General features: G+C 71.6%; 23 protein-coding genes and 1 tRNA gene. 9 read left to right on the forward strand and 15 right to left on the reverse strand.

Translation table 11 applies throughout. From position 1 onward, the window contains the following. Positions 1 to 608: 608 nt before the first annotated feature. Positions 609 to 1,298 (forward strand): tyrosine-type recombinase/integrase, encoded by a 690-nt coding sequence (locus tag F9B16_RS36555; protein ID WP_151544797.1) that lies wholly within the window; start codon positions 609 to 611, stop codon positions 1,296 to 1,298. 52 nt (positions 1,299 to 1,350) lie between these two features. Here F9B16_RS36555 and F9B16_RS36560 read toward each other — a convergent pair. From F9B16_RS36560 to F9B16_RS53045, 4 genes are all read right to left on the reverse strand, one after another. Next, positions 1,351 to 1,423: transfer RNA gene (locus tag F9B16_RS36560), tRNA-Ala, on the reverse strand. A 97-nt stretch (positions 1,424 to 1,520) separates the two neighbouring features. Then, complete coding sequence (locus F9B16_RS51500; RefSeq protein ID WP_192809166.1) at positions 1,521 to 1,682, reverse strand: hypothetical protein; 162 nt, start codon at positions 1,680 to 1,682, stop codon at positions 1,521 to 1,523. Between the two features lie 95 nt (positions 1,683 to 1,777). Continuing rightward, positions 1,778 to 2,461, reverse strand: a complete 684-nt coding sequence (locus F9B16_RS36565; protein ID WP_225992255.1) for an HAD-IA family hydrolase — start codon at positions 2,459 to 2,461, stop codon at positions 1,778 to 1,780. A gap of 25 nt (positions 2,462 to 2,486) precedes the next feature. Further along, positions 2,487 to 2,606, reverse strand: a complete 120-nt coding sequence (locus tag F9B16_RS53045) for a DLW-39 family protein (protein WP_211238580.1) — start codon at positions 2,604 to 2,606, stop codon at positions 2,487 to 2,489. 231 nt (positions 2,607 to 2,837) lie between these two features. Here F9B16_RS53045 and F9B16_RS36570 point away from each other — a divergent pair, with 231 nt between their 5' ends. From F9B16_RS36570 to F9B16_RS36580, 3 genes are all read left to right on the forward strand, one after another. Next, a complete protein-coding gene (locus F9B16_RS36570; RefSeq protein WP_151544798.1) occupies positions 2,838 to 3,047 on the forward strand; it encodes a hypothetical protein in 210 nt (69 codons plus the stop codon). Between the two features lie 18 nt (positions 3,048 to 3,065). Beyond that, positions 3,066 to 3,857: an SDR family NAD(P)-dependent oxidoreductase gene (locus tag F9B16_RS36575; protein ID WP_151544799.1), complete on the forward strand. Its 792-nt coding sequence runs from the start codon at positions 3,066 to 3,068 to the stop codon at positions 3,855 to 3,857. A gap of 248 nt (positions 3,858 to 4,105) precedes the next feature. Then, positions 4,106 to 5,785, forward strand: coding sequence for a M64 family metallopeptidase (locus F9B16_RS36580; protein WP_264159839.1), 1,680 nt, complete (start codon positions 4,106 to 4,108; stop codon positions 5,783 to 5,785). On the opposite strand, the gene F9B16_RS36585 is transcribed toward F9B16_RS36580, so the two are convergent. From F9B16_RS36585 to F9B16_RS36595, 3 genes are read right to left on the reverse strand one after another with little or no spacing between them, the layout of a single operon-like run. After that, entirely contained in the window at positions 5,766 to 6,695 is a 930-nt protein-coding gene (locus F9B16_RS36585) for a DMT family transporter (protein ID WP_151544801.1), read from the reverse strand. The genes F9B16_RS36580 and F9B16_RS36585 overlap by 20 nt on opposite strands. Positions 6,696 to 6,746: 51 nt before the next feature. Further along, the gene (locus F9B16_RS36590) at positions 6,747 to 7,745 is read right to left on the reverse strand and encodes a helix-turn-helix domain-containing protein (RefSeq protein WP_225992256.1); all 999 of its coding nucleotides are present in this window, start codon (positions 7,743 to 7,745) and stop codon (positions 6,747 to 6,749) included. Further along, complete coding sequence (locus tag F9B16_RS36595) at positions 7,702 to 7,935, reverse strand: hypothetical protein (RefSeq protein WP_151544802.1); 234 nt, start codon at positions 7,933 to 7,935, stop codon at positions 7,702 to 7,704. Before F9B16_RS36595 ends, F9B16_RS36590 begins: the two co-directional genes overlap by 44 nt. Before the next feature lie 236 nt (positions 7,936 to 8,171). Here F9B16_RS36595 and F9B16_RS36600 point away from each other — a divergent pair, with 236 nt between their 5' ends. After that, the gene (locus tag F9B16_RS36600) at positions 8,172 to 8,522 is read left to right on the forward strand and encodes a VOC family protein (protein WP_151544803.1); all 351 of its coding nucleotides are present in this window, start codon (positions 8,172 to 8,174) and stop codon (positions 8,520 to 8,522) included. A gap of 928 nt (positions 8,523 to 9,450) precedes the next feature. Here F9B16_RS36600 and F9B16_RS36605 read toward each other — a convergent pair. The 5 genes from F9B16_RS36605 to sigJ form a co-directional block, all read right to left on the reverse strand. Further along, entirely contained in the window at positions 9,451 to 10,110 is a 660-nt protein-coding gene (locus F9B16_RS36605; protein ID WP_151544804.1) for a response regulator, read from the reverse strand. Then, entirely contained in the window at positions 10,107 to 11,309 is a 1,203-nt protein-coding gene (locus F9B16_RS36610; RefSeq protein WP_404800548.1) for a sensor histidine kinase, read from the reverse strand. The genes F9B16_RS36605 and F9B16_RS36610 overlap by 4 nt, the downstream gene beginning before the upstream one ends. Beyond that, the gene (locus F9B16_RS36615; RefSeq protein ID WP_151544805.1) at positions 11,306 to 12,166 is read right to left on the reverse strand and encodes a CPBP family intramembrane glutamic endopeptidase; all 861 of its coding nucleotides are present in this window, start codon (positions 12,164 to 12,166) and stop codon (positions 11,306 to 11,308) included. Before F9B16_RS36615 ends, F9B16_RS36610 begins: the two co-directional genes overlap by 4 nt. Before the next feature lie 195 nt (positions 12,167 to 12,361). Beyond that, positions 12,362 to 13,246, reverse strand: coding sequence for an alpha/beta fold hydrolase (locus F9B16_RS36620; protein ID WP_192809167.1), 885 nt, complete (start codon positions 13,244 to 13,246; stop codon positions 12,362 to 12,364). 200 nt (positions 13,247 to 13,446) lie between these two features. Then, the gene (sigJ, locus tag F9B16_RS36625) at positions 13,447 to 14,379 is read right to left on the reverse strand and encodes an RNA polymerase sigma factor SigJ (RefSeq protein ID WP_151544806.1); all 933 of its coding nucleotides are present in this window, start codon (positions 14,377 to 14,379) and stop codon (positions 13,447 to 13,449) included. 198 nt (positions 14,380 to 14,577) lie between these two features. Here sigJ and F9B16_RS36630 point away from each other — a divergent pair, with 198 nt between their 5' ends. Beyond that, the gene (locus F9B16_RS36630; RefSeq protein ID WP_225992257.1) at positions 14,578 to 16,101 is read left to right on the forward strand and encodes an MFS transporter; all 1,524 of its coding nucleotides are present in this window, start codon (positions 14,578 to 14,580) and stop codon (positions 16,099 to 16,101) included. A 6-nt stretch (positions 16,102 to 16,107) separates the two neighbouring features. On the opposite strand, the gene F9B16_RS36635 is transcribed toward F9B16_RS36630, so the two are convergent. Next, a complete protein-coding gene (locus F9B16_RS36635; protein ID WP_151544807.1) occupies positions 16,108 to 16,581 on the reverse strand; it encodes a winged helix-turn-helix transcriptional regulator in 474 nt (157 codons plus the stop codon). Positions 16,582 to 16,641: 60 nt separating this feature from the next. On the opposite strand from F9B16_RS36635, the gene F9B16_RS36640 reads away from it, so the two are divergent. Both F9B16_RS36640 and F9B16_RS36645 read left to right on the forward strand, forming a co-directional pair. Then, positions 16,642 to 17,874 carry an MFS transporter gene (locus F9B16_RS36640; RefSeq protein WP_225992258.1) on the forward strand — a complete coding sequence of 411 codons (1,233 nt, stop codon included), beginning with the start codon at positions 16,642 to 16,644 and terminating at the stop codon, positions 17,872 to 17,874. Positions 17,875 to 18,033: 159 nt separating this feature from the next. Continuing rightward, a complete protein-coding gene (locus F9B16_RS36645) occupies positions 18,034 to 18,735 on the forward strand; it encodes a hypothetical protein (protein ID WP_151544808.1) in 702 nt (233 codons plus the stop codon). Positions 18,736 to 18,808: 73 nt separating this feature from the next. On the opposite strand, the gene F9B16_RS36650 is transcribed toward F9B16_RS36645, so the two are convergent. Both F9B16_RS36650 and F9B16_RS36655 read right to left on the reverse strand, forming a co-directional pair. Beyond that, on the reverse strand, positions 18,809 to 19,549 hold the full coding sequence (locus F9B16_RS36650) for a hypothetical protein (RefSeq protein WP_151544809.1): 741 nt from the start codon (positions 19,547 to 19,549) through the stop codon (positions 18,809 to 18,811). A 109-nt stretch (positions 19,550 to 19,658) separates the two neighbouring features. Beyond that, positions 19,659 to 20,228 carry a hypothetical protein gene (locus F9B16_RS36655; RefSeq protein WP_225992259.1) on the reverse strand — a complete coding sequence of 190 codons (570 nt, stop codon included), beginning with the start codon at positions 20,226 to 20,228 and terminating at the stop codon, positions 19,659 to 19,661. A gap of 151 nt (positions 20,229 to 20,379) precedes the next feature. On the opposite strand from F9B16_RS36655, the gene F9B16_RS36660 reads away from it, so the two are divergent. Further along, the gene (locus F9B16_RS36660; RefSeq protein WP_151544810.1) at positions 20,380 to 20,766 is read left to right on the forward strand and encodes a hypothetical protein; all 387 of its coding nucleotides are present in this window, start codon (positions 20,380 to 20,382) and stop codon (positions 20,764 to 20,766) included. Positions 20,767 to 21,106: the final 340 nt, after the last annotated feature.

Here is a 21,106-nt window from a genome sequence, read left to right on the forward strand (position 1 = left end):
GGGCCGCGCCAACGGCGCGAGCACCGCCGCCCCTTGATCTCAAACGGCTGAATACGGCAACGGTTTCGCCCCGGCTGTTCGCCTGTTCTGCCGCAGCAAGGTTCATGCGGAAAAGTCACCACTCACCCGCATCACACCGGTTACGCTCGGGACCGCTTGAGGCTCATCACCCATCGACGGGGCATGTCATGCCGTTCCCGGGAGGCTGCGTAATGCGCCGAACCAAGCCACCCCTCTGGCCCTCAATCACGATTGTGGCGGGTTTCAACTTCCTTACACTGGTGATCGCGGGAATCCTCTCCAACACCGTAGCCTCGACCGCTGGCTCGGCGATCAGCCTTATATGGTGGGTCTGGCTGTTCTTCCTCGCGGCCTCTGTCGTGCTCCTGGTGTGCTGGGCGGTCTTCTGGCGGAGACTGCCAAGTTGATCCGCGTTGCCCTTGGCTGCTCGCTGTCGCGTGCGGGGACGTCCAATCGGTCGATAGGCTCGAAAGCGCAGCGACGGCGGCACAGGGAGCGGCATGGGGCGTCACGCTCGCAAAGGCGTATCGCCTGCTCAAGGCCATCATGAACACGGCGGTCAGTGATGGCCTGATCAAACGGAACCCGTGCACCATCAAGGGCGGCGGCGCCGAGACCCCCCCCCCGAGCGGCCCGTACTCAGCATCTCGGAAGTCTTCGCCCTGGCGGACGCGATCGACCGGCGATACCGGGCGCTCGTCCTGCTCGCTACCTTCGCGAACCTGCGATGGGGCGAAGCGGTTGCACTCCGCCGCAAAGACGTGGACCTCAAGGCCGGAACGGTGCGGGTCGAGCGGACGCTTGTGGAGGTGACCGGCAAGCCTCTCCACTTCGGGCCTCCGAAGACTGAGGCGGGCGTACGGACACTTCCTGTTCCGGCAATCGTCCTTCCCGAACTGAAGGCGCACATCAAGGCGTTCGCGCAGGACGGCGAAGAAGGGCTGATCTTCATCGGTGGTAAGGGCGCGCTACTGCGGCGGGCGAACTTCCGGCGCAACTGGGTCCGGGCGTTGAACAAGGCGGGGCTCAAGGACGTGCGGTTTCACGACCTGCGGCACACGGGCAACACGCTCGCTGCGATCGCCGGCGCCACCCTTCCCGAACTCAAGGAACGCATGGGTCATGCGAGCGATCGGGCGGCCATGATCTATCTGCACGCGACCGATGAGCGGCACCGCGAGATCGCCGACACCTTGAGTGCCATGGCCAAGGCCGAACTCAAGGGGAAGAAGCGATCGGGCACGCAACGGGCACGGAAGCGAAAGAAGAGATCGTGAGAGATGAGAGCCCAGGTCGGAATTCCGGTTCTGACCTGGGCTTCTTGGTGGGTGGAGCCTAGGGGATTCGAACCCCTGACACCCGGCTTGCAAAGCCGGTGCTCTACCAACTGAGCTAAGGCCCCTCGGTTTACTGGGTCTGACCTGCGGTTACGCCGATTCGGCGCAACGAGCATCGATCGTACACCGTTAGCAGAGTACAGGCTTTCCCAGGCGGGACGGTCACCAGAGGAGGCCTGCGAGCCAGGCCAGGGCCGGCAGGGCGGCGCAGCCGCACACGACCGCTCCGAGGTCGCGGAGGAGGCCCCGGCCTGGTCGGCTCGGCCGGTCTTCGAAGTCGTAGTAGAAGAGGAAGCGGGGCGGGTAGACGCGTCGCTTGGGCATGCCGGGTCCCGTCGTCGAGGGCGGCGGGGGACGTCTCTGCGACGTGGCGGTGCGGCGCGCCGTTCACTCCGTGTCAGGATCCGGCCGCGGGCCGGTCAGGAGGCGAGGACGAGGTCGGGGAGGGCGGCGACGCTGGGGAGGACGTGGGTGGCGCCGGCGGCGAGGAGGCGGTCGCGGTCGTGGGCGCCGGTGAGGACGCCCGCGACGATGGACGCGCCGGAGCGGCGGCCGGTCAGCATGTCGTTCGCGGTGTCGCCGCAGACGGCGATGTGCCGGACGTCGTCGGCGCCGAGGCGGAGCGCGGCGGTGAGGACGAGGTCGGGCCACGGACGGCCGCGGCCGGCGTCCTCGGGGCACAGCGTGAGGTCGACGCGGTCCCACCAGCCGAGCGCGTCCAGGACGCGGGCCTGGGTGCGGCGGCCGAAGCCGGTGAGCAGGCACACGCGTACCCCGGCGCCGCGGATGCGCTCGAGAGCGCGCTCGGCGCCGGGCACGGGTTGCAGGCCGTGCCGGTCGACGAGCTGGTCATAGGACCGCTCGAAGGCCAGGTGCGCGGCCTGGGCGCGGGGCTCGTCGAACAGCGAGCGGAAGATCTCGATCTTCGAGCCGCCGCGTGACTCGCGGACGCGGGCCATGGCGCGGTCGTGCGCCGCCGTGCCGGAGACGATCCCCAGGGCGGCGATCGCCTCGGCGAAGGCGGTCTCGACGGCGCCGCCGTCCGCGACGGTGGTCCCGGCGAGATCGATGCAGGCGACGGTGATCGGCGCCGCGCCGCTCACGCCGGGGCCCGGTGTCGCCGGCGTCTCAGCTGTCGGACGACGTGGCCTCGGTCCACAGGTCCAGCTCGGCGCGGTCCTGCTGGAGGCGGCGCCAGACGGCGAAGCCGCCGAGGGCGACGACGGCGAGAATCAGCAGCTTCTTCACGGTGGGGACCCCTTCACCTCGACTATGAGTCCGAACCCGGGGAAAGATACGGATCAGTGTCTGCTCCCCCAGGCTCTCCGCAGCCTAGCAACCGATCCCGGGCGGTCCGCACCCACTCACCGGTATCGGACCGATCGTCCAATCCCGGGTGCCGCCGCTGTCCCGCCCGCGTCCTCTCGCCGAACGGGGCGGGCGGACGCATAATCCGGGGGACGACCCTCGGGAGTGCCGATGGCTGAGGACGACTTCCGGCGCTGGGAGCGCGAGCTCGACCCGGGCGCGCCGGAGAAGGAGGCGTCGGGGGGCCGGGGGCTGGTGCTGATGGCGGCGGCGACGGCGGTGGGGTGCGCCCTGCTCATCGTGGTGGGCGACGTGCGGCTCGGCGCGGTGGGGCTGGCGCTGTCGTCGATCATCCTGCTGCTGTGGCGGATCGGGTTCTGATCGGCCATCATCGCGGCCATGGAACTGCGCGGAGCGAACGTCCTGGTGACCGGGGCGACGGGCGGGATCGGGCGGGCGCTGGCGGAGGGGTTCGCCGGGCGCGGCGCGACGGTGGTGCTGAGCGGGCGGCGGGGCGACGTGCTGGAGCCGCTGGCCGAGCGGCTCGGCGGCCGGGCGGTGGTCGCCGACCTTGCCGACCGCGCCGATGTGGAGCGGCTGCTGGACGAGGCGGGCCCGGTGGACGTGCTGGTGGCGAACGCGGCGCTGCCCGCGTCGGGGCTGCTCGCGGACTACACGGTGGAGCAGGTCGACCGGGTCCTGGACGTGAACCTGCGCGCGCCGATCGTGATGGCAAAGCTCGCGGGCGCGCGGATGGCCGATCGTGGCCGCGGGCATCTGGTGTTCATCGCGTCGCTGTCCGGGAAGACGGCGTCCGGCCACGCGTCGCTGTACAACGCGACGAAGTTCGGTATGCGGGGATTCGCCCTGGCGTTGCGGGAGGACATGCGGCCGCACGGCGTCGGCGTGTCAACCGTGTTCCCGGGGTTCATCCGGGATGCCGGGATGTTCGCGGACGCGGGCGTCGCGCTGCCGCGGGGCGTCGGGACGCGGTCGCCGCAGGACGTCGCGAAGGCGACGGTGCGGGCGGTCGAGCGGAACGCCGCCGAGGTGGACGTGGCGCCGTTCGCGCTGCGGCTCGGCGCCCGGATCGGCGGCGTCGCGCCGGTGCTGTCGGCGGCGGTGCAGCGGCGCGCGGGCGGCCAGAAGATCTCGGCGGGCCTGGCGGAGGGGCAGCGCGGCAAACGCTGACACCGTCCGGCACACGCATGGGCGACAAACGCGGATCTTGGAGTGATAATCCGGGCAGTGCCGCTTGATCGGCGGGGCCGGCGCGCCGCTCCCCGGGCCGCTGTGGCCCGCGCGCGCCCACGCGAGGAGGTCCGTGCATGTGGACGGGTAGGACGTGCATCATCGGCGCGGCGGCGCTCACTGTGACAGCCCTGGCGACGGTTCCCGCGCGCGCGGACGCGGCCGACGCGACGGTAGTGCCGATTCAGGTGACGGGCGATCCGGCCAAGCGCTTCAACCTCGTGGTGATGGGCGACGGCTATACGGCGGCGGACATGCCGAAGTTCCGCGCCGACCTCGACAAGCACCTCAACGACCTGTGGACGATCGAGCCGTTCAAGTCGTACCGCAGCTACGTCAACGTGTACGCGGTGGAGATCCCGTCGGCGGAGTCGGGGGTGAGCTGCGACCCGGGTCTGTCCTCGCCGCGCCGTACGACGCCGCTCAGCATGGCGTTCTGGAGCGGATGCAGGCAGGACGGCCTGCAGCGCCTGCTCGTCATGGACTCCGCCGCCGCCAAGAAGTACGCGGACATGGTGCCCGGCACCAACGCGAACAACCGGCAGATCCTCGCGATGGCCAACAGCGACACCTACGGGGGCGCGGGCGGTACGTACGCCACGTCGTCTGGCGGGAACGCCATGTCGGCCCTCATCGCGCCGCACGAACTCGGGCATTCGCTAGGCGGGCTGGACGACGAGTACGACTACTACCAGCGGGGTGTGCCGGGCGGTACGTACACCGGTCCGGAACCCACGTCCCTCCATCACACGCTGCTCACCGTCGACGAGATGAAGGCGCAGAAGAAGAAGTGGTGGCGGTGGCTCGGTGAGCGCAGCGAAGCAGGGGGCGTCATAGGACGCTATGAGGGCGGCCTCTACTTCAGTAAGGGCGTGTGGAGGCCGAGCCAGCACTCCATGATGAAGACGCTCGGCTACTACTACGACCAGGTCGCGCGTGAGCGGATGACGCAGCGCATCTCCGGGAAAGTCGACATCGTCCAGGCGCAGACCCCCACGGACGCTCCCGTAGGCGCGGACCGTGTCCTGTGGGTCGAGACCATGCATCCGACAGGGCACCAGCTGTTGGTCACGTGGACGGCCGACGGCAAGGTCGTAGGGAAGTCGCCGAACCTCGACCTCAGGCGCCTGCACCTCAAGAAGGGCACGCACACCGTCAAGGCGACCGTCATCGATCCGACCGAGTTCGTGCGGGACCCCGCTGTACGGGCGTCCTCGGCGCTCACCCAGGTCCGCACCTGGACCGTCGATACGCAGCTGAAGACGCCTGCCGACGACGTGCCCATCGACTTCACCTCGTCCACACCCACCGACCAGGCTGTGGGCGCCGAATCCGTCGTGTACGCGGAAACGACCCACCCCGCTAAGAGCGCCCCTAGCGTCCGTTGGGAACTCGACGGACGGCGCGTGCAGGGCAGCGAACGCGACATCGCTCTAGGACGCTTGCACCTTCGCAGTGGCACGCACACGCTCGCCGCCAGGGTCGGCTCTAAGACGCGTACATGGACGATCGACGCGCAGCGTCCGACGGTGAAGTTCGAGCTGTCCGCGGCGGCACAGGCACGTCCCCGTCCCGGGCGCACGCCCGAGTACGTCTTCGACGGTCCGTTCACCATGAAGCTGACGGGCGCGGACGACCGGCCCGGCGTGGTCGTGTCCGAGTTCCGCGTGGACGGCGACGGCTGGTTCAACTACTTCGGCTGGCCGACCGACTCGTCCGCGCCGTGGCGGTTCTCCGAGGACGGCACCGTCATCGACTCGCTGACCTACGGCAAGCTCCCCAAGGGCCGGCACACCGTCGAGTACCGGGCGATCGACCCGGCGGGCAACGTCGCCCGGCCCGGGAAGTTCATCGTGACTCTTCGCTGACCGGCACGTCCGCGGGCGGCGCAGCAGCGGCGGCCAGCGGCTCGGCAGTCGTGGAGGGGCCGCGGCGGACGGTCGCGAGCACCGAACCGCCGAGGATCAGCACGAAGGAGGCGAGGATCGTCCCGGTGAGCGGCTCGCCGAGCAGCAGCACGCCCGCGACGACCGCCACCGCCGGGTTCACGTACGTGAACACCATCGCCCGCGACGTGCCCGCCTCCCGGATGAGCTCGAAGAACACCATGAACGCCAGCGCGGTGCAGACCAGGCCGAGGCCGCCGAGCGCGGCCAGCACGCGCCCGCGCGGCACCGCGTCCGGCCAGGTCAGCGCGGCCGGGACCGCGTACACCGCGGCCGCGATCGTCAGCGACCCCGCGGCCATGTGCAAGCTCGGCAGGTCCTGCAGCCGGCGCGTCGCGATCATCGGCGCGATCGAGTACCCGACCGCCACCAGCATGACCTCGCCGATCGCCCACGCGCTGCCGCCGCCGAGATGCGGCCCGGCCAGCACGCCGACGCCCGCGAGGCCGACCAGCAGCCCCGCCCAGCGGACCGGGCCGAGCCGCTCGGCGTCGCCGGTCAGCCGCGCCAGCAGCACCCCGATGATCGGCACCGCGGCGATCAGCAGCCCGGTCATCGAGCTGGTCAGCCGGTGCTCGGCGTCCGACAGCAGCGCCCACGGGCCGAGGATCTCCATCGCGGTGAACGCCAGCAGCGGCCGCCAGTGCCGGCGGACCGGCGCGAGGCCGCCGGACCGGGCGGCGAGCGGCACCAGCACGAGCGCGCCGAGCGCGGTCCGCGCGAACACCAGCACGGGCACGGACACGCCCCCGACCGCCACCTTGATCATCAGGTAGGGGATCCCCCACAGCACGCTCATCAGCGCGAACAGCAACCAGCCGCGGCGACTCACCACGTCCTCCGTTCCGGATCGGCCTTCCGGCGCTCGGCGCCGGGCACCGGTTCAGGATGCGGGGCGGCGGCGGGCGCGGTCTTGAACGCTGTTGCGGTACGCACCGGGCGTCACGCCGAGGACGCGCCGGAACCAGCGGGTGAGGTGCGCCTGGTCGGCGAACCCGACGAGCGCCGCGGCCTCGGCCGGCTTAAGCCCCGCATCAAGGAGCGTCCGCGCGCGCGCCACCCGATGCTGGGCGAGCCATGCGTACGGGGGCATCCCCATCGAATCCCGGAAGGCGCGCAGCAACTGGTAGCGCGACAGGCCGAGGTCAGCGGCGACCTCCGCAAGAGTAGGCGGCCCCACCAGCTCGTCCGACAGCCGCGCCGCGACGGCACGGGCGATCCCCGACGCGCCCCGCTGCGCGGAGGCGCCCGGCGGGACGCGGACGGCGTGCCGCCGGACGATCGCGCCGAGCACCTCGAGCAGCCGGCTCTCGCCCTCCAGCGGGTCGTCGGCCGTCCGCAGCGACCGGTGCGCGAGGCGCAGTCGGCCGGCCAGCCCGGGATCGTCGACGATCGGCTCGCGGAAGTGCGGGAGCCCGCCGTCCCACCCCGACGCCGCCCCCACCAGTTCGGCCGTGGGGTAGAGGCACATGTAGGCGAAGCCGTCCTGGTCGGCGGGGCCGCCCGTGTGCGCCTCGCCCGGCTCGATCACCACGATGCTGCCGGCGGCGGAGTACAGCCGCTCGCCGCGGTACCGCATGGTCTCCAGGCCGTCGACGCACACGCCGACCGCGTACTCGTCGTGCGCGTGCGGCGCGTAGTGGCGGCGGCCGATCCGCGCGTTGAGCAGGTCGAGCGAGGCGCCCTGGATGCCGTCGACGCGGGTCCACACCGCCCGGTCGGGACGCCGCCCGCCGCCCCGTCCGCCGCCGGGGAAATCGGGGGCGTCGGCGCCGCCGGGAACGTCGGGGACGTCGGTGCCGCCGAAGGCGTCGGTGCCGCGCGTGGCGCCGGGGGCGTCAGGCGGAGAAGACGTGCCGGAGCCGCCAGCGGTCCCGGTCACGGCCGAGCTCCGCGACGGCCACGCCCTCCGCGCCGACGACGCGGACCCGGTAGACCCGGCCGTCCTGGGGCGTCCCGTAGGTCTTGAGGACCTCCTCGACGGCGTAGCGCGACCCCCGCCACTCGTACGCGGTGAGCCGTCCCGCGGGGTCGTGCTCGGCGCGGACCGGCTCGTTCAGAAGGTGCCCCATGAGTCCGGGAGCCTAGCACGCGCTCGAACAAATGTTCGCAGGTGGTGGGGTGTTCGGGGAGCCGCGCCAAGCGCGCGGCGAGGCGCCGCCGGGCAGGCCGCGGCGGGCGCCCGTGCGGCGTCGCGGCGACCGGCCCCTGCTCCATCCCGCCATTAAGACGCAGCCCGCCCGGCCGTGTCCAGGCCACCCGAAATGACCGCGGCCCAGGCGGGTAGGACGGTCCCGGAGGGGTAACCATGATCAACGGTGCGCATGTCATCATCTACAGCCGCGATGCGGACGCCGACCGCGCGTTCCTCCGGGACGTGCTCGGCCTCCCGGACGTCGACGCCGGGAACGGCTGGCTGATCTTCAAGCTGCCGCCGGCCGAGCTCGCCGCCCACCCGACCGAGGGCGCGCCCCGGCACGAGTTCTACCTGATGTGCGACGACATTCACGCCACCCTCGACGACCTCGCCGGGCGCGGCGTCCAGGTGGACGGGCCGGTGCAGGACCGGGGCTGGGGACTGCTCGCCGCGATCCGGCTGCCGAGCGGGGGCGAACTGCCGATCTATCAGCCCCGCCATCCGCTGGCCAAGGACGCCTGAGGCCCGTCGTCCACAGGCTGGGGGAAACGTTCCGCACATCCTCCGACCTTGCTGAGCAGGCGTTCCGGGCGGCGGCTCCACAGCGGAATCCCCAGGCGACAAGGGCTTTCGAACATCCGATCGGTCTTTGCGGGCGCGCCGTCGCCCCGTCCACACCGGCACCCGGTCATGCACAGTGTCCACAGCCTGTGGATAACTCCCGTACACATCCTGGGCATGACCGCCGAGCCGCACCGTCCACCATTCTTCCCCACCCGTTCCCCAATGTGCAGGACCGTTGTCCACGTCGTGGATAACCCGCTGACCAGCAACGAGACGGCCCCCGGCGCCCAGCCGCACACAACGCGTTCACAGCCTGTGGGCAGCCGCCCTCCACAACCGCCCGCGACCGGTGGACGGCCCCGCCCACCAAGAATCCCCAACCGCGTCCCCAGCCGCCACCCGACCGGCCGCCTGTGGAAATCCGGAATCCCTCCGCAGGTCAGAGCGGTGCGACAAACCGGACCCATCCGTCGGGCGGCGGTTTTCCGGCGAGGTCCCCTCCGCCGCCGGCGCGGGCAGACCACGCGCATGGCCGCCCTTACCCTCTGACGGCCGGCAGGCCTGGCCACGTCGCGCCGCGGTTGGGCAGGCGTGCCCCCGCGCCTGCCCGACCAGCACACCTCGTCGCCCCGATAGAGGTCGTCCGCGACTTCCACCCCGCCGCGTGGCGCCTGTGGATAACACCGTCCCCAGCGCGGGCCCCGGCGCCGTACCCACCGCCGTCCACCGGTCGTCCCCACCCCGGCATCCTGGGGATATCCGCGTCTTCCCTGGCCACGCGCGCTTCCGGTCCCCAGTCGCCCGACCGTCCACATCCTGTGGATAACTCTGTTCACACCCCTGTGCGCCGGCTGTCCCCAGGCGGGGACGGCGAGCCCACCGACGCTCAGGTCACCAGCCCGTTGCGGTAGGCGTAGACGACCGCCTGCACACGGTCCCGCAGGTCCAGCTTCGTGAGGATGCGCGACACGTAGGTCTTGACGGTCTCCTGGCTGATCACGAGCGTCGCGGCGATCTCGCTGTTGGACAGGCCGTTGGCGATCAGCCGCAGCACCTCCAGCTCGCGCGGGGCCAGCGCGGTGCCCTCCGCCGTCCCCGGCGCGGGCCGGATCCGCGCCGCGTACTTGCCGACGAGCTGCCGCGTCACCTCGGGCGCCAGCAGCGCCGCACCGGACGCGACGGTGCGGATCCCGTGCAGCAGCTGCGCGGGCGGCGCGTCCTTGAGCAGGAACCCGCTCGCGCCCGCCCGCAGCGCCTCGTAGACGTACTCGTCGAGGTTGAACGTCGTCACCACCAGCACCTTCACGGGGTGCTCCACCCCGGCGCCGGCGAGCAGGCGGGTCGCCTCGATGCCGTCGAGCACCGGCATCCGGACGTCCATCACCACCATGTCGGGGTCGAGCCGGCGGGCGAGGTCGACCGCGGCGCGGCCGTCACCGCACTCGCCCACGACCTCCAGGTCCGGCTGGGCGTCGATGATCGTCGCGAACCCGGTGCGGATCAGCGCCTGGTCGTCGCAGACCAGGACCCGGACCGGCGCGGTCACGACGCGCTCCCCGACGGGATCCGCGCCCGCACCAGGAACCCGCCGCCGGGCCGCGGGTCCGCGCTGAACTCCCCGCCCAGCGCCGCCACCCGCTCGCTCAGGCCGGTCAGGCCGCGCCCTCCGCCGCCGACGGCCGCGGCCCGCGACCCCGAGCCGTCGTTGCCGACCTCCACCGTGATCTCCTTCTCGCCGTACCGCACCTGGACCTCGGCGCGGCTCCCGTGGGCGTACTTCAACACGTTCGTCAGGGCTTCCTGCACGACCCGGTAGGCGACGGACTCGGCGCTGCCCGCCGCCACCGCCGCCTCGCCGACCCGCGTGAACTCCACCGGCTGCCCGGCCCGCCGCGTCTGCTCCACCAGCGCGTCCAGGTCGCCGGCCGACGGCGCCCGGCCTGGGCCGCCGGTGCCGCTCCCGTCCCCCGTGCCGTGGTCGGGGTTGAGCAGGTCGAGCAGGTGCCGCAGGTCGGTGATGGCGCGGCGGCCGGTGTCGGTGACCGTGCTCAGCGTCGCGTCCAGCCGGTCGGGGGCCGCCACGAGGTAGCGCGCCGCCTCCGCCTGCACCACCATCGCCGTCACGTGATGGGTCACCACGTCGTGGAGCTCGCGGGCGATGCGGGTGCGCTCGGCGGTCCGGGTGGCCTCGGCGACGCGGAGCCGGCGCTCGGCCTCGGCGGCGCGCGTCGACCGCAGCCACGCACCGACCCCCCAGATCAGGGCGAGCGCGAGGTAGAACGTCACGTACTCGTCGGTCCGCTCGTTCGCGCCCACCCGGTTCAGCGCGACCGCGAACACCGCGTACAGCCCCGTCCCGGCGGCCATGGCGACGCGCCGGTGGCGTTCCAGGTAGGCGCCGGCGCTCAGCAGCGCGAAGGGCAGCGCGGTGCCCGCGACCAGGTGGTATCCGCGCATCTGGTCGGCGGCGAACCCGAGCGACACCAGCACGAGGCACACCGCCGGCCACCGCCGCCGCACCGCCAGCGGGAGGCACTCCAGGAGGACGACCAGGACCGCGAGCGCGTCGAACGGACGGGTCGCCATCTCGCCGATCCGCGTCCCCGCGCCGTGGAAGGCCGGCACGAACGACATGGCGACCAGCACCAGCGCCAACGGGAGGTCCCGGACCGTGACGTCGCACCGCCGCCACGCGTCCGGGAACCGGCCGAGATCCACCGCCGGGAGCCGCCGAAGATCGATCACCGGGAGAGCGTAGCGGTCGCGGCCGCCCGGGCGGCGGGGCTCTGCGAAGCCTCGGCGGTCCGCCGGCGGGCGGGCACGAGGTGGCCGCGGCGGCGGGCCAGCCACATGAACGCGACCGTCAGCGCCAGCCCGGCCCCGACCGCGTACAGGCTCGCCTCCGGGCCGAACTCGCCGCCGGTCGCCAGCGACGAACCCGACATCGTGGAGTCCAGCAGCCCCTTGTTCGCGCCGTTGCCCGACACCTCGGTGCCGAAGATGCCCGACTCGGCGAAGTTCCAGGCGAAGTGCAGCCCGATCGGCACCCACAGGGTCCGGGTCGCGGCGTACGCGGCGGCCAGCATGCCCCCGGCCTCCACCGCGATCGCGATCGCGCCCCACAGGGTGGCGTGCTCGTTGGTGAGGTGCGACAGCCCGAACAGCAGGCCGGTCAATGCCAGCGCCGCCCACGTCCCGATGCGTCCCTCGACGATCCGGAACAGCACGCCGCGGAACAGCAGCTCCTCCGTCACCGCCGCGGCGGCCATGAAGCCGAGCAGGGCGAGCGCGCCCGGGACCGAGCCGAAGCCGTCGACCCGGTAGTCGCCGAGGAACGCGATGTTCGCGATCACGGCCGCGAACATCGCGAAGCCGATCAGCATGCCGCGCCCGACGGCGGCGGCGGCGCCCTTCCGCGCGACCTCGGCCGGCGCGCGGTGTTCGGTCCGCCGCACCACCCAGGCGTACACGACCGGCGCCAGGACCGCCGTCGCCGCCCCGAACAGGAGGGTGAGGAGCGTGTTCCCGTCCACCGCGGCGACCGCCTGGCCTCCGACGAAGGCGACCGCCGCGACGGCCACCAGCTGCTTCACCAAACGCATTCCGACTCCTTTGCGAGATCCACGGCTTTGCGAGATCCGCGGCCCGAGCACCGCGGCTGGAAGAACGCTATGGAAACGGCCGGTTCGGAAACGTCACCGCGCGGTGGACAATCCCGGGTAGCTCGCACGGGGGACAAGCCTTTCCGGGACGGCTTTTCCGAATGGCCGTAATGGCCGACCGGCCGAAGGGGGACTTCAGCCCGCGACCTGCGCGGCGACGCGCTCGACGGCCCGGACGGCGACCGCGGGCTGCTCCAGGTAGATGTAGTGGCCGCTCTTCTCCGCGACCGTGAACCGGCTGCGGCCGGACAGCGCCAGCCACTTGCGCTCGCCGGCCGTCCACGCCTGCTCCAGGCGCGGGCCGGACCCGGGGACGGCCGCGAGGTACGGCTTCCCGTGCTTGATGACCTCGACCGGGATGTTCCCGGCCGAACGCACCTTCCCGTCCGGCATCGCGAGCCGCTCGGGGTTCTCGCCCTTGAAGACCGCGAGGTTCTGCGCCCGCAGCTGGGCGGCCGGGCCCTTCGCGGACGCGGGGATCGCGCCGGTCAGGTCGGCGAGCATGGTCGGCGGCGTCGCGTCCATCAGGACGAGCCCCTTCACCCGGCCCTTGTGGTCGGGTGCGTACCGGGCGGCGATCAGCCCGCCCATCGAGTGCCCGGCCAGGACGACCGGCGCGTCCCCGGCGAGCTCGTCCAGGACCCCGGTGAGCACCTTCCCGGTGGTGGCGAAGCTCTGCGGGCCGTCCGGCTTGGCGCTGGCGCCCGCGCCGAGCCGGTCATAGGAGCAGACCCGGTTCTTCTTGCTGAGGGTCTTCTGGAACGCGGCCATCTTGTCCAGCCCGTCGCCCCCGCCGTGCAGCAGGACGACGACGGGCCCGTCCTTCTCCCGCTTGCCCGAGCAGGAGACGTTCACCGTTTTCCCCTCGACCTCTATCTTCTTCGTCCCGGTGAACGTGCTGGCCTTGTGCGAGGAGAGGAACGGGAAGGAATCCGAGTCGTCCGTGCACCCGGTCAGTCCCGCACCGGCCACCGCGCAGCAGATCGCGGCAACGGCGAGCGTCCTGAACTTGCGAATCATCGTGTCCTCCAGCGAAAGGGACCGGCGGCACGGCGGAATTGCCGGCGTCCGGGATTCCGGCGGCCGCAAAGGGCCGCGCTCACGCCGAGAACGCTAGGGATCGGGCAAGTGCCTGATCATCACCGCGCGGAGGACATTCCCGGGTAGCTCGCACGGGGGACGAGTCCCCCGTGCGGGGTGCCGGGCGGTCTCCGGAGGGCTCAGCCGTCGGTCCAGGACTTCAGCTTCTCCGGATTGCGCACCGCCCAGATGTGCGTGATCCGGCCGTCCGTGATCTCGAACGCGTAGACCGTCGACGTGACGCCCTCGTACTGCGCGACCAGGCCGGGCTGGCCGTTGACGGTGCGCTCCAGGAGCCGCGTCAGGCCCCGGGCACGGACGGCGAGGTCGGCGCAGTAGCGGGCGATCCGCTCGCCGCCGACGATCGGGTGCAGCGTGGCGCTGACCAGGCCGCCGCCGTCGACCGTCAGGGTCGCGCCGGGGTCGAGGAGGCCGACGAGAGCGCCGACGTCGCCGGCCTCCAGCGCCTCCTTGAAGTTCCGGACGACACCGGCCTGCCGGGCCGGCGGGACCGCGGGCGGGGCCGCGTCGCGGATGCGGCGGCGGGCCGAGGACGCGAGCTGCCGGCACGCCGCCGGGGTGCGTCCGGTGATCTCGGCGATCTCGGCGAACGGGTAGCGGAACACGTCGTGCAGGACGAGCGCGACGCGCTCGGCCGGGGTCATCGACTCGAGCACGACGAGGAAGGCCATGCTGACCGACTCGTCCAGGGTGATCCGGTCCGCGGGGTCGGCCGGTGCGGCGCCGAGGCGCCCGTTGGCCCACTGCCCGGGCTCGGGCACCGGTTCGGGGATCCATTCGCCCACATAGCGTTCCCGCCGCGCGCGCGCCGAGCCGAGCAGGTCCAGGCAGATGCGGCCCGCGACCTTCGACAGCCACGCGCCCGGGGACTCGATGGCGTCCTGCTGCGCCCGTGACATCGCGTACCAGCGGGCGTAGGTCTCCTGCACGACGTCCTCGGCGTCCGCCAGGGAGCCGAGAAGCCGGTAGGCGAGGTTGATCAGCCGGCGCCGCTCGCTCACGATCGCGCCTAGCTCCGCGTCGGACCGGTCGTGCCCCGAATGGTCGGTCATGGTTCCCCCAGGCTCGCTGCGTCGGATCCGCTTTCCCCCTCCGACGAGATACCGCGCCGGATTGTGAGGTGCCGCCGCCGGCCTTCCTCCCGGCGGGCCGCCTGACATTCCGGCGGGCCGTCTCGTCGGACCACTGACACGGCCCCGCGGCGCCCGCCGCGGACGGCCCGGCCCGTCCGACACGACAAGGAGATCATCGTGGCAGCACCCAGCACATCCCCGGCGGCCGGCCCGGCCGGCGCGGCCGCCCCCGACCCGAGACGGTGGCTGGTCCTCGCCGTCATCGCCGTCGCCCAGCTCATGGTCGTCCTCGACCTGACCGTGATGAACCTCGCGCTGCCGTCCGCGCAGCGCGCCCTGCACTTCTCGGCCGCCGACCGGCAGTGGGTCGTGACCGCGTACGCGCTGTCGTTCGGCAGCCTGCTGCTGTTCTGCGGCCGGCTCGCCGACCTCATCGGCCGCAAGGCGACCTTCCTCACCGGCCTCATCGGCTTCGCCGCCGCGTCCGCCGCCGGCGGCGCCGCGACCGGCTTCCCCATGCTCGTGACGGCGCGCGCCTGCCAGGGCGTCTTCGGCGCGCTGCTCGCACCGTCCGCCCTGTCGCTGCTCGCCACGACGTTCAAGGACCCGAAGGAGCGGGCCAAGGCGTTCGGCGTCTACGGCATGGTCGCCGCCGCGGGCGGAGGCCTCGGGCTGCTGCTCGGCGGGGCCCTGACCTCGTCGCTGTCCTGGCGCTGGTGCATGTACGTCAACGTGATCTTCGCGGCGGTCGCGATCATCGGCGGCGCGCTCCTCGTGCCCCGGCAGGCGAGGGCGGTGGGCGGCCGGCTCGACGTCCCGGGCGTCGTGGCGGTCTCCGGCGGGATGTTCTGCCTGGTCTACGGCTTCTCCAACGCCGCGTCGCACAGCTGGGGCACGCCCTCGGCCTGGGGCTTCCTCGCGGCCGGCGGCGCGCTCCTCGCCGTCTTCGCCGCCTGGCAGTCCCGGACCGCGCACCCGCTGCTGCCGCCCCGCATCGTCCTCGACCGCAACCGCGCCGGCGCCTACCTCACCATCCTGATCAGTGGCGCGGGCACCTTCGGCGTCTTCCTGTTCCTCGTCTACTACATGCAGGTGACGCTGGGGTACTCGGCCGTCAGGTCGGGCGTCGCCATGCTGCCGATGGTGCTGTTCAGCGGGACCACGGCCACGCTCGGCAACACCAGGCTGCTGCCGCGGTTCGGCCCGAGGCCGATGGTCGTCGCCGGCATGCTGCTCAACACGGCCGGCATGCTCTGGCTGACGAGGATCGACGTTCACTCGGGTTACGCGTCCGCCCTGCTCGGCCCCCTCGTGGTGACCGGCACCGGCATGGGCCTCATCTTCGGGATGGCGGCCGCCACCGGCACCTTCGGCGTGGCCCCGCAGGACGCGGGGGTGGCGTCGGCGAGCATCAACACCGGGCAGCAGCTCGGCGGCTCGATCGGCACGGCGCTGCTCAACACCATCGCCGCCGGCGCCACCAGCGGCTACCTGGCCGACCACCTGCACGGACGTCCGACGCCGCAGCTGCTGCAGCTGGCCGCCGTGCACGGTTACACGACGGTGTTCTGGTGGTGCGCCGGCATCTTCGCCGCCGGCGCCGTGATCTGCGGCGCCCTGCTCCGCAGCGGCCCCCTGGCCCGTTCGGAGACCGTCTCCGAGCCCGCGGCGACACGCGCTGACCAGCCGTCCACCGTGTGAACCGGGTCAGCCGGGACGGCGCACCGTCGTCGTGTCGGCCGTCAGCGGGGATCCGTTCGCCGCCGCCGGCAGGAGTTCCGGCACCGGAGCGCCGTCGTCGTCGACCAGGACGGAGCGCGGTTCGTCCTGGTCGAAGGCGTGGCGCTCGCCCCACTGCCGGAGCGTGACGATGACGGGGAAGAGGTCCTTGCCGGCGTCGGTGAGCGTGTACAGCCTGCGCCTGCCGGACGGGGCGTCGACCTGGGCGAGCAGCCCGCGCGCGGTCAGCTTGCGAAGCCGGTCGGTGAGGATGTTGCGGGCGATGCCGGTGCGCTGTTGGAAGTCGGTGAACGAGCGGGCACCGTCCATCGCGTCGCGGACGATCAGCAGGCTCCACCGGTCGCCGACCAGGTCGACGGTGCGCGCGACCGGGCAGCTCGGGTCCGTCCACGCCAGGTCCGTCCACGCCGGGTGCGGCCCGCCGGTGTCGTCGCCCGCCATCACGCCTCCCATGAGTTGCGGATTGAAACCATTCTGGCCTAGCCTCCGATCAGTTGCAAAATGAAACTGATCGGAGGCGGGCCTGTGGACCGGTGGACGAGGCTGCTCCTGGCGGTGGTGTGCGGCGTCGCGGTGGCGAGCGTCTACGCCGGGCAGCCGGTGCTCGGGCCGATGGGGCACGACCTCGGCGTCCCCGTCGGCTCGCTCGGCTGGTTCGTGGCCGCCGGCCAGCTCGGCTACCTCGCGGGACTGGTGCTGCTGGTGCCGCTGGGCGACATGCTCGACCGCAGGCGCCTGATCGCCGCGCACCTCGCCCTGGTGGCGGCGGGAACCGGCCTCACCGCGGCGGCCCCGGCTCCCTGGACGGCCTTCGCCGGGCTGGCCACCGCGGGCGCGTTCGCGGTCGTGGTGCAGACCACCGTCGCGTACACCGCCTCGGTCTCCCCGCCGTCCGAACGCGGCCGCAACCTCGGCGCCGTCACCTCGGGCGTGGTGATCGGAATCCTCGGCGCGCGCGTCGCCGCGGGCGTCCTCGCCGACCTGTGGGGATGGCGCGGCATCTACCTGACGCTGGCGGCCCTCGCCGCCGTCCTCGCGCCGCTCACCCTCGTCCTGCTGCCGTCCGGCGACCGGCCGTCCACAGCCCGGTACGGGCAGGTCGTCCGATCCTTCGGCGTGCTGTTCACCCAGCCGGTGTTCCTCAGCCGGGGCCTGATCGCGTTCTTCCTGTTCGCCTCGTTCGGCACCCTGTGGAGCGGCATGGCGCTGCCGCTGGCCCGCGCGCCGTGGCACCTCGACGAGGCGCGGATCGGGCTCTTCGGGATCGCCGGGCTCGCCGGCGCCCTCGGCGCCGCCCGGTCCGGACGCTGGGGCGACGCCGGGCACGCGCGCCGCGTCACCGGCCTCGCCCTGGTATTCCTGCTCGTCTCATGGGCCGCGATCGGCCAGCTCCCGTGGTCGCTGCCGCTGCTGACGCTCGGCGTGGTCCTGCTCGACTTCGCCGTCCAGGCGGTACACGTCAGCAACCAGCACACCCTCACGACCGCCTACCCCGACCGCACCAGCACCGCCATCGGTGCCTACATGGTCTTCTACTCGCTCGGCTCCGCCCTGGGCGCGGCCGCGACCACCGCCCTGTTCGACGCCGCCGGATGGCTAGGCCCCACCGTCCTCGGCGCGGCCCTCACCCTCTGCGCCCTAACCACCTGGGCCTTCGCCCCGTCCTACCCTCAGGCGCCAACGGCAAGACCACCCCAAACGAGAGGGGCAAGACCTAAGACCACGGCCCGCTGACCGCCTACACCACCGGCACAATCCGCGCTCCCGCCGCACACGCCGCGATGGTGGAGTCGTCGTTGTATCGGCTTGATTGATGCGGCTGGACGGAACCGGCGGGAGGGGCAGGTCATCTGACTCTCGTCGTTGATCAATGGAGGGTGAGGAGATGCGCTGATGAACAAGCCGGGAACCCCAGAGGACCTGCCGAGCCCCCGTGAACTGCTCGTGCGCGCCGCGACGATGGCGGCGGTCGAGGCCGCGGTGCCGCACGACGCGTACTCGGCGTTCTTCACGGTGAACGATGACGGTGTCGGGCACCAGGACGGCGGCGGCAACGACTGGGCCTTGGAACCGCTGGAGGGCGGACGGGCCGTCCTGTACGGGTGCGATCACGAGATGAGCTGGACCCGGTTCCACGAACCGCCCCTCGACCTGCTGGCCGGGGCGCCCGGCTGGCTCCCGCTGGAAAGGCTCGCCGACATGCAGGCGGCCAAGGAACTGGGGTTCGTGTACTGGTACGACGGCACGTGGCATCGGGTCGACTATCCGGACGGCCTCCGCGACGACGGTCTCGCGTCCACGGTGGGCGGTACCGCCGACGTGGTACGGCTCCTCGACCACGTGGCCAATGACGTCATCGGCGCCAGGTGGGGCGGTGAGGAGGTCGAGGAGGACGACGGGCTGATGGCGGCGCTGGAGGAGACGGTGCGAGCGGCGCGGGAGGGCGCCCTGGAGGAGACGCTGCGGCGGGCGCGCGAGGGCGCGCTGTCGGCGGAGAGCTTCGCGTGGCTGAGCAACGGCTGGGAGCCGGACCTCTCCGCCGCCCTCGACATCGCCCGCCACGCCGGCCTGACTCCGAACGCCCCGCAGCCCTAGCCCTCTGGCAGCGCCTCCCGGCCCAACACCGAAGCGACACCTTCGCGCGCCAAGCTACGCGCACCCGGCATTCTCAGCTCAACCCCAGGACGGCACTGGTCCAGCCGAGGGCCTGAGGGGTATGCCAGCGGGGCCGACCGGCAAGGCCCTGACCGGCGAGACGGCGACCCTCTGAAAATGCCTCTCGCTGCTTTCCGTCGAGCTCCAACACCCGTTCGATCAACAACCGGGCCTGCTCGCGCTCTCCGCGCAGGACCAGGTACTCGACGAGGTCGGGGGCAAAGTCGAAGGGCCCCAAGAGCGCTTCGGGCACGATGGCCGCGAGCTGCTGAGGGTCTCTTGTGCTCGCGAACCAGGGAAGAACGATCTGCCTGATCTGGTCGCACAGTGCCCTCAGGCGGGCTACACGGTTCTCCGGGCGGGTCAGCCCAACCATGTTGCGGAATCCGACTCGCACCAGGTCATAGCAACTGGCGGCGCACAAGACATCCAGCGCACCGTCCGGACGGATCACCGTCAGAAGGTGGTTGGCCGTGCGCCAGTCCCCCAGGTCGGGTTCGTCGACATGCAGTTGCGCCACCGCGAACCGAACGAACGAGCCGGACCTGTTGTGACGGCTTGGCTCCAGCGTCATCCGTTCGACGCGTCCACCCTGGCCCCGTCTCTCGAAGCAGCGCCGGGACTTGATCCATCGAAACCCGTCCGACCTGAGCTCCTCGGCCATGCACAACGCGGCCGCCTGAAGAACATCTGCCGGTCGATGGGCGCCTATCAGCGGGCCTACCAGGTCCTCGCCCCACGTGATCACGTCCACGTCCAGATCATGCCGGAAGATCCCCTAACCCGGCCGTCGGCCATGCGGCTCGATACGACACAGCCTGATGTCGCCCCAGCTGAGTAGCGCCTGACCTGCTGCGCAGTCGTTAGGCTGCGTAGGTGTCGAGTATCTCGCGCACCTCGGGGACGTCTCGGTACGGCTCCAGCTTGGCGAGGACGACGTGCCCACGCCGGGCCGTCCGGTCGCTCGGGAAGCCGGCTGCGAGGTCGAGCATGCGTCGCGCGGTCTTGGCGCCCTCTTCAGGCTCGTTGGTGTCCACCAATGCGACGGCGAGCCATGAGAGGCAGAGGGCGAGGTCCCGCGTGTGCGTGGAGTCGTACCGGCTGAGGACTTCTCGTAGGAGTGGGACCGCTCGTAGCGGTCGCCGAAGTTCGGTATAGACACGCGCGTCCATCACGTCGAGTTCCTCGGGCGAGCCCCAGTAAGCCCAGTCTCCGGCTTCCCTGGCCGTCGAGACGCCGAGTCGGTAGGCGCGTGCCGCTTGGTCGTGCTCGCCCGCATCGCTGGCGATCCATCCGGCGATCTGTGCGATCTCGCCGACGCCGCTGAGAAGCGAACGGCCGGTCTCCTCGGAATGCGTCGTCTTCCGGTAGAGCCGGACGGCTACGTCCGGCTCTCGCGAGTAGATCGACGCTGGCGACGACGTCGTCTGCAAGCCGGAGTCCGTGAGCGCGATCGGCGAGCGCGACTGCCGTGGAAGCTCCAACCCGGCGGCCTGTACTGCTGGCCATTGGTCCAAGGATGATTCCGCATCCCGCGGGCCATTCTGTTGACGTTGATCAGTTCCCTAGCGACCATGACTCGCCATGGACTCTTCTCCTCCTGAGCAGGATGCTGAGCTGGCGATCAGTCTGCCAATGCGGCAGTGGCACATCATCGACGGCACGGTGGACAACGAGATCAACTCCCGGTACGAACGACCCGACTGGGAAGACATCCGGACCGTGGGGATGACTATCCGCGAGGCTGGCTGGCATCAGGTCGCAGGAATGACCCCGGGTACCCCCAGGTCTGGGGCATGGCCACCAGACGATGAGGTCGTCACGGTGAAGCTGCCACGTAGTTGTTGGCGCTGGGTCGTCGCCGTGTTGGAGCACTGGGCACAGGTTTCAGACGAAATAGACCGGCCCGAGGCCGCGATCAAAACTCGCACTGTTGGAAAGCTGATTCAGTCCCACCTGACGGTTAGGTAGGGGGCGACCCTGCACGCAGGCGGTGATGGGCTCATTTCACACCGGCACTACTGCTTGACCTGTGCTTTCCGTCCGCCGTCGCTCTCCGCACTGCCGGGCCAAGGCGTGAAGGTGGAGCACCCCGCGCGTACCCCGTGACAGACCGTTTCGCGCGGGAGTGCCCTCCGGGTCCAGGAGGGACTGGGGAACCATGGGGGGTTCCCCCAGTAGCGCACGCGCAACCCCTCTGACCCGAGTGCCTCGCCAGGGCGTCTTTGGCTTTAGCTGGCCCCGTGGGACGATGTGGCCGTGATCTCAACCCGAAAGGCAGATGCCGCGTAGGCGGCCTGGCCAACTTCGC

The sequence above is a fragment of the Actinomadura montaniterrae genome, from assembly GCF_008923365.1.
Classification (GTDB): domain Bacteria; phylum Actinomycetota; class Actinomycetes; order Streptosporangiales; family Streptosporangiaceae; genus Spirillospora; species Spirillospora montaniterrae.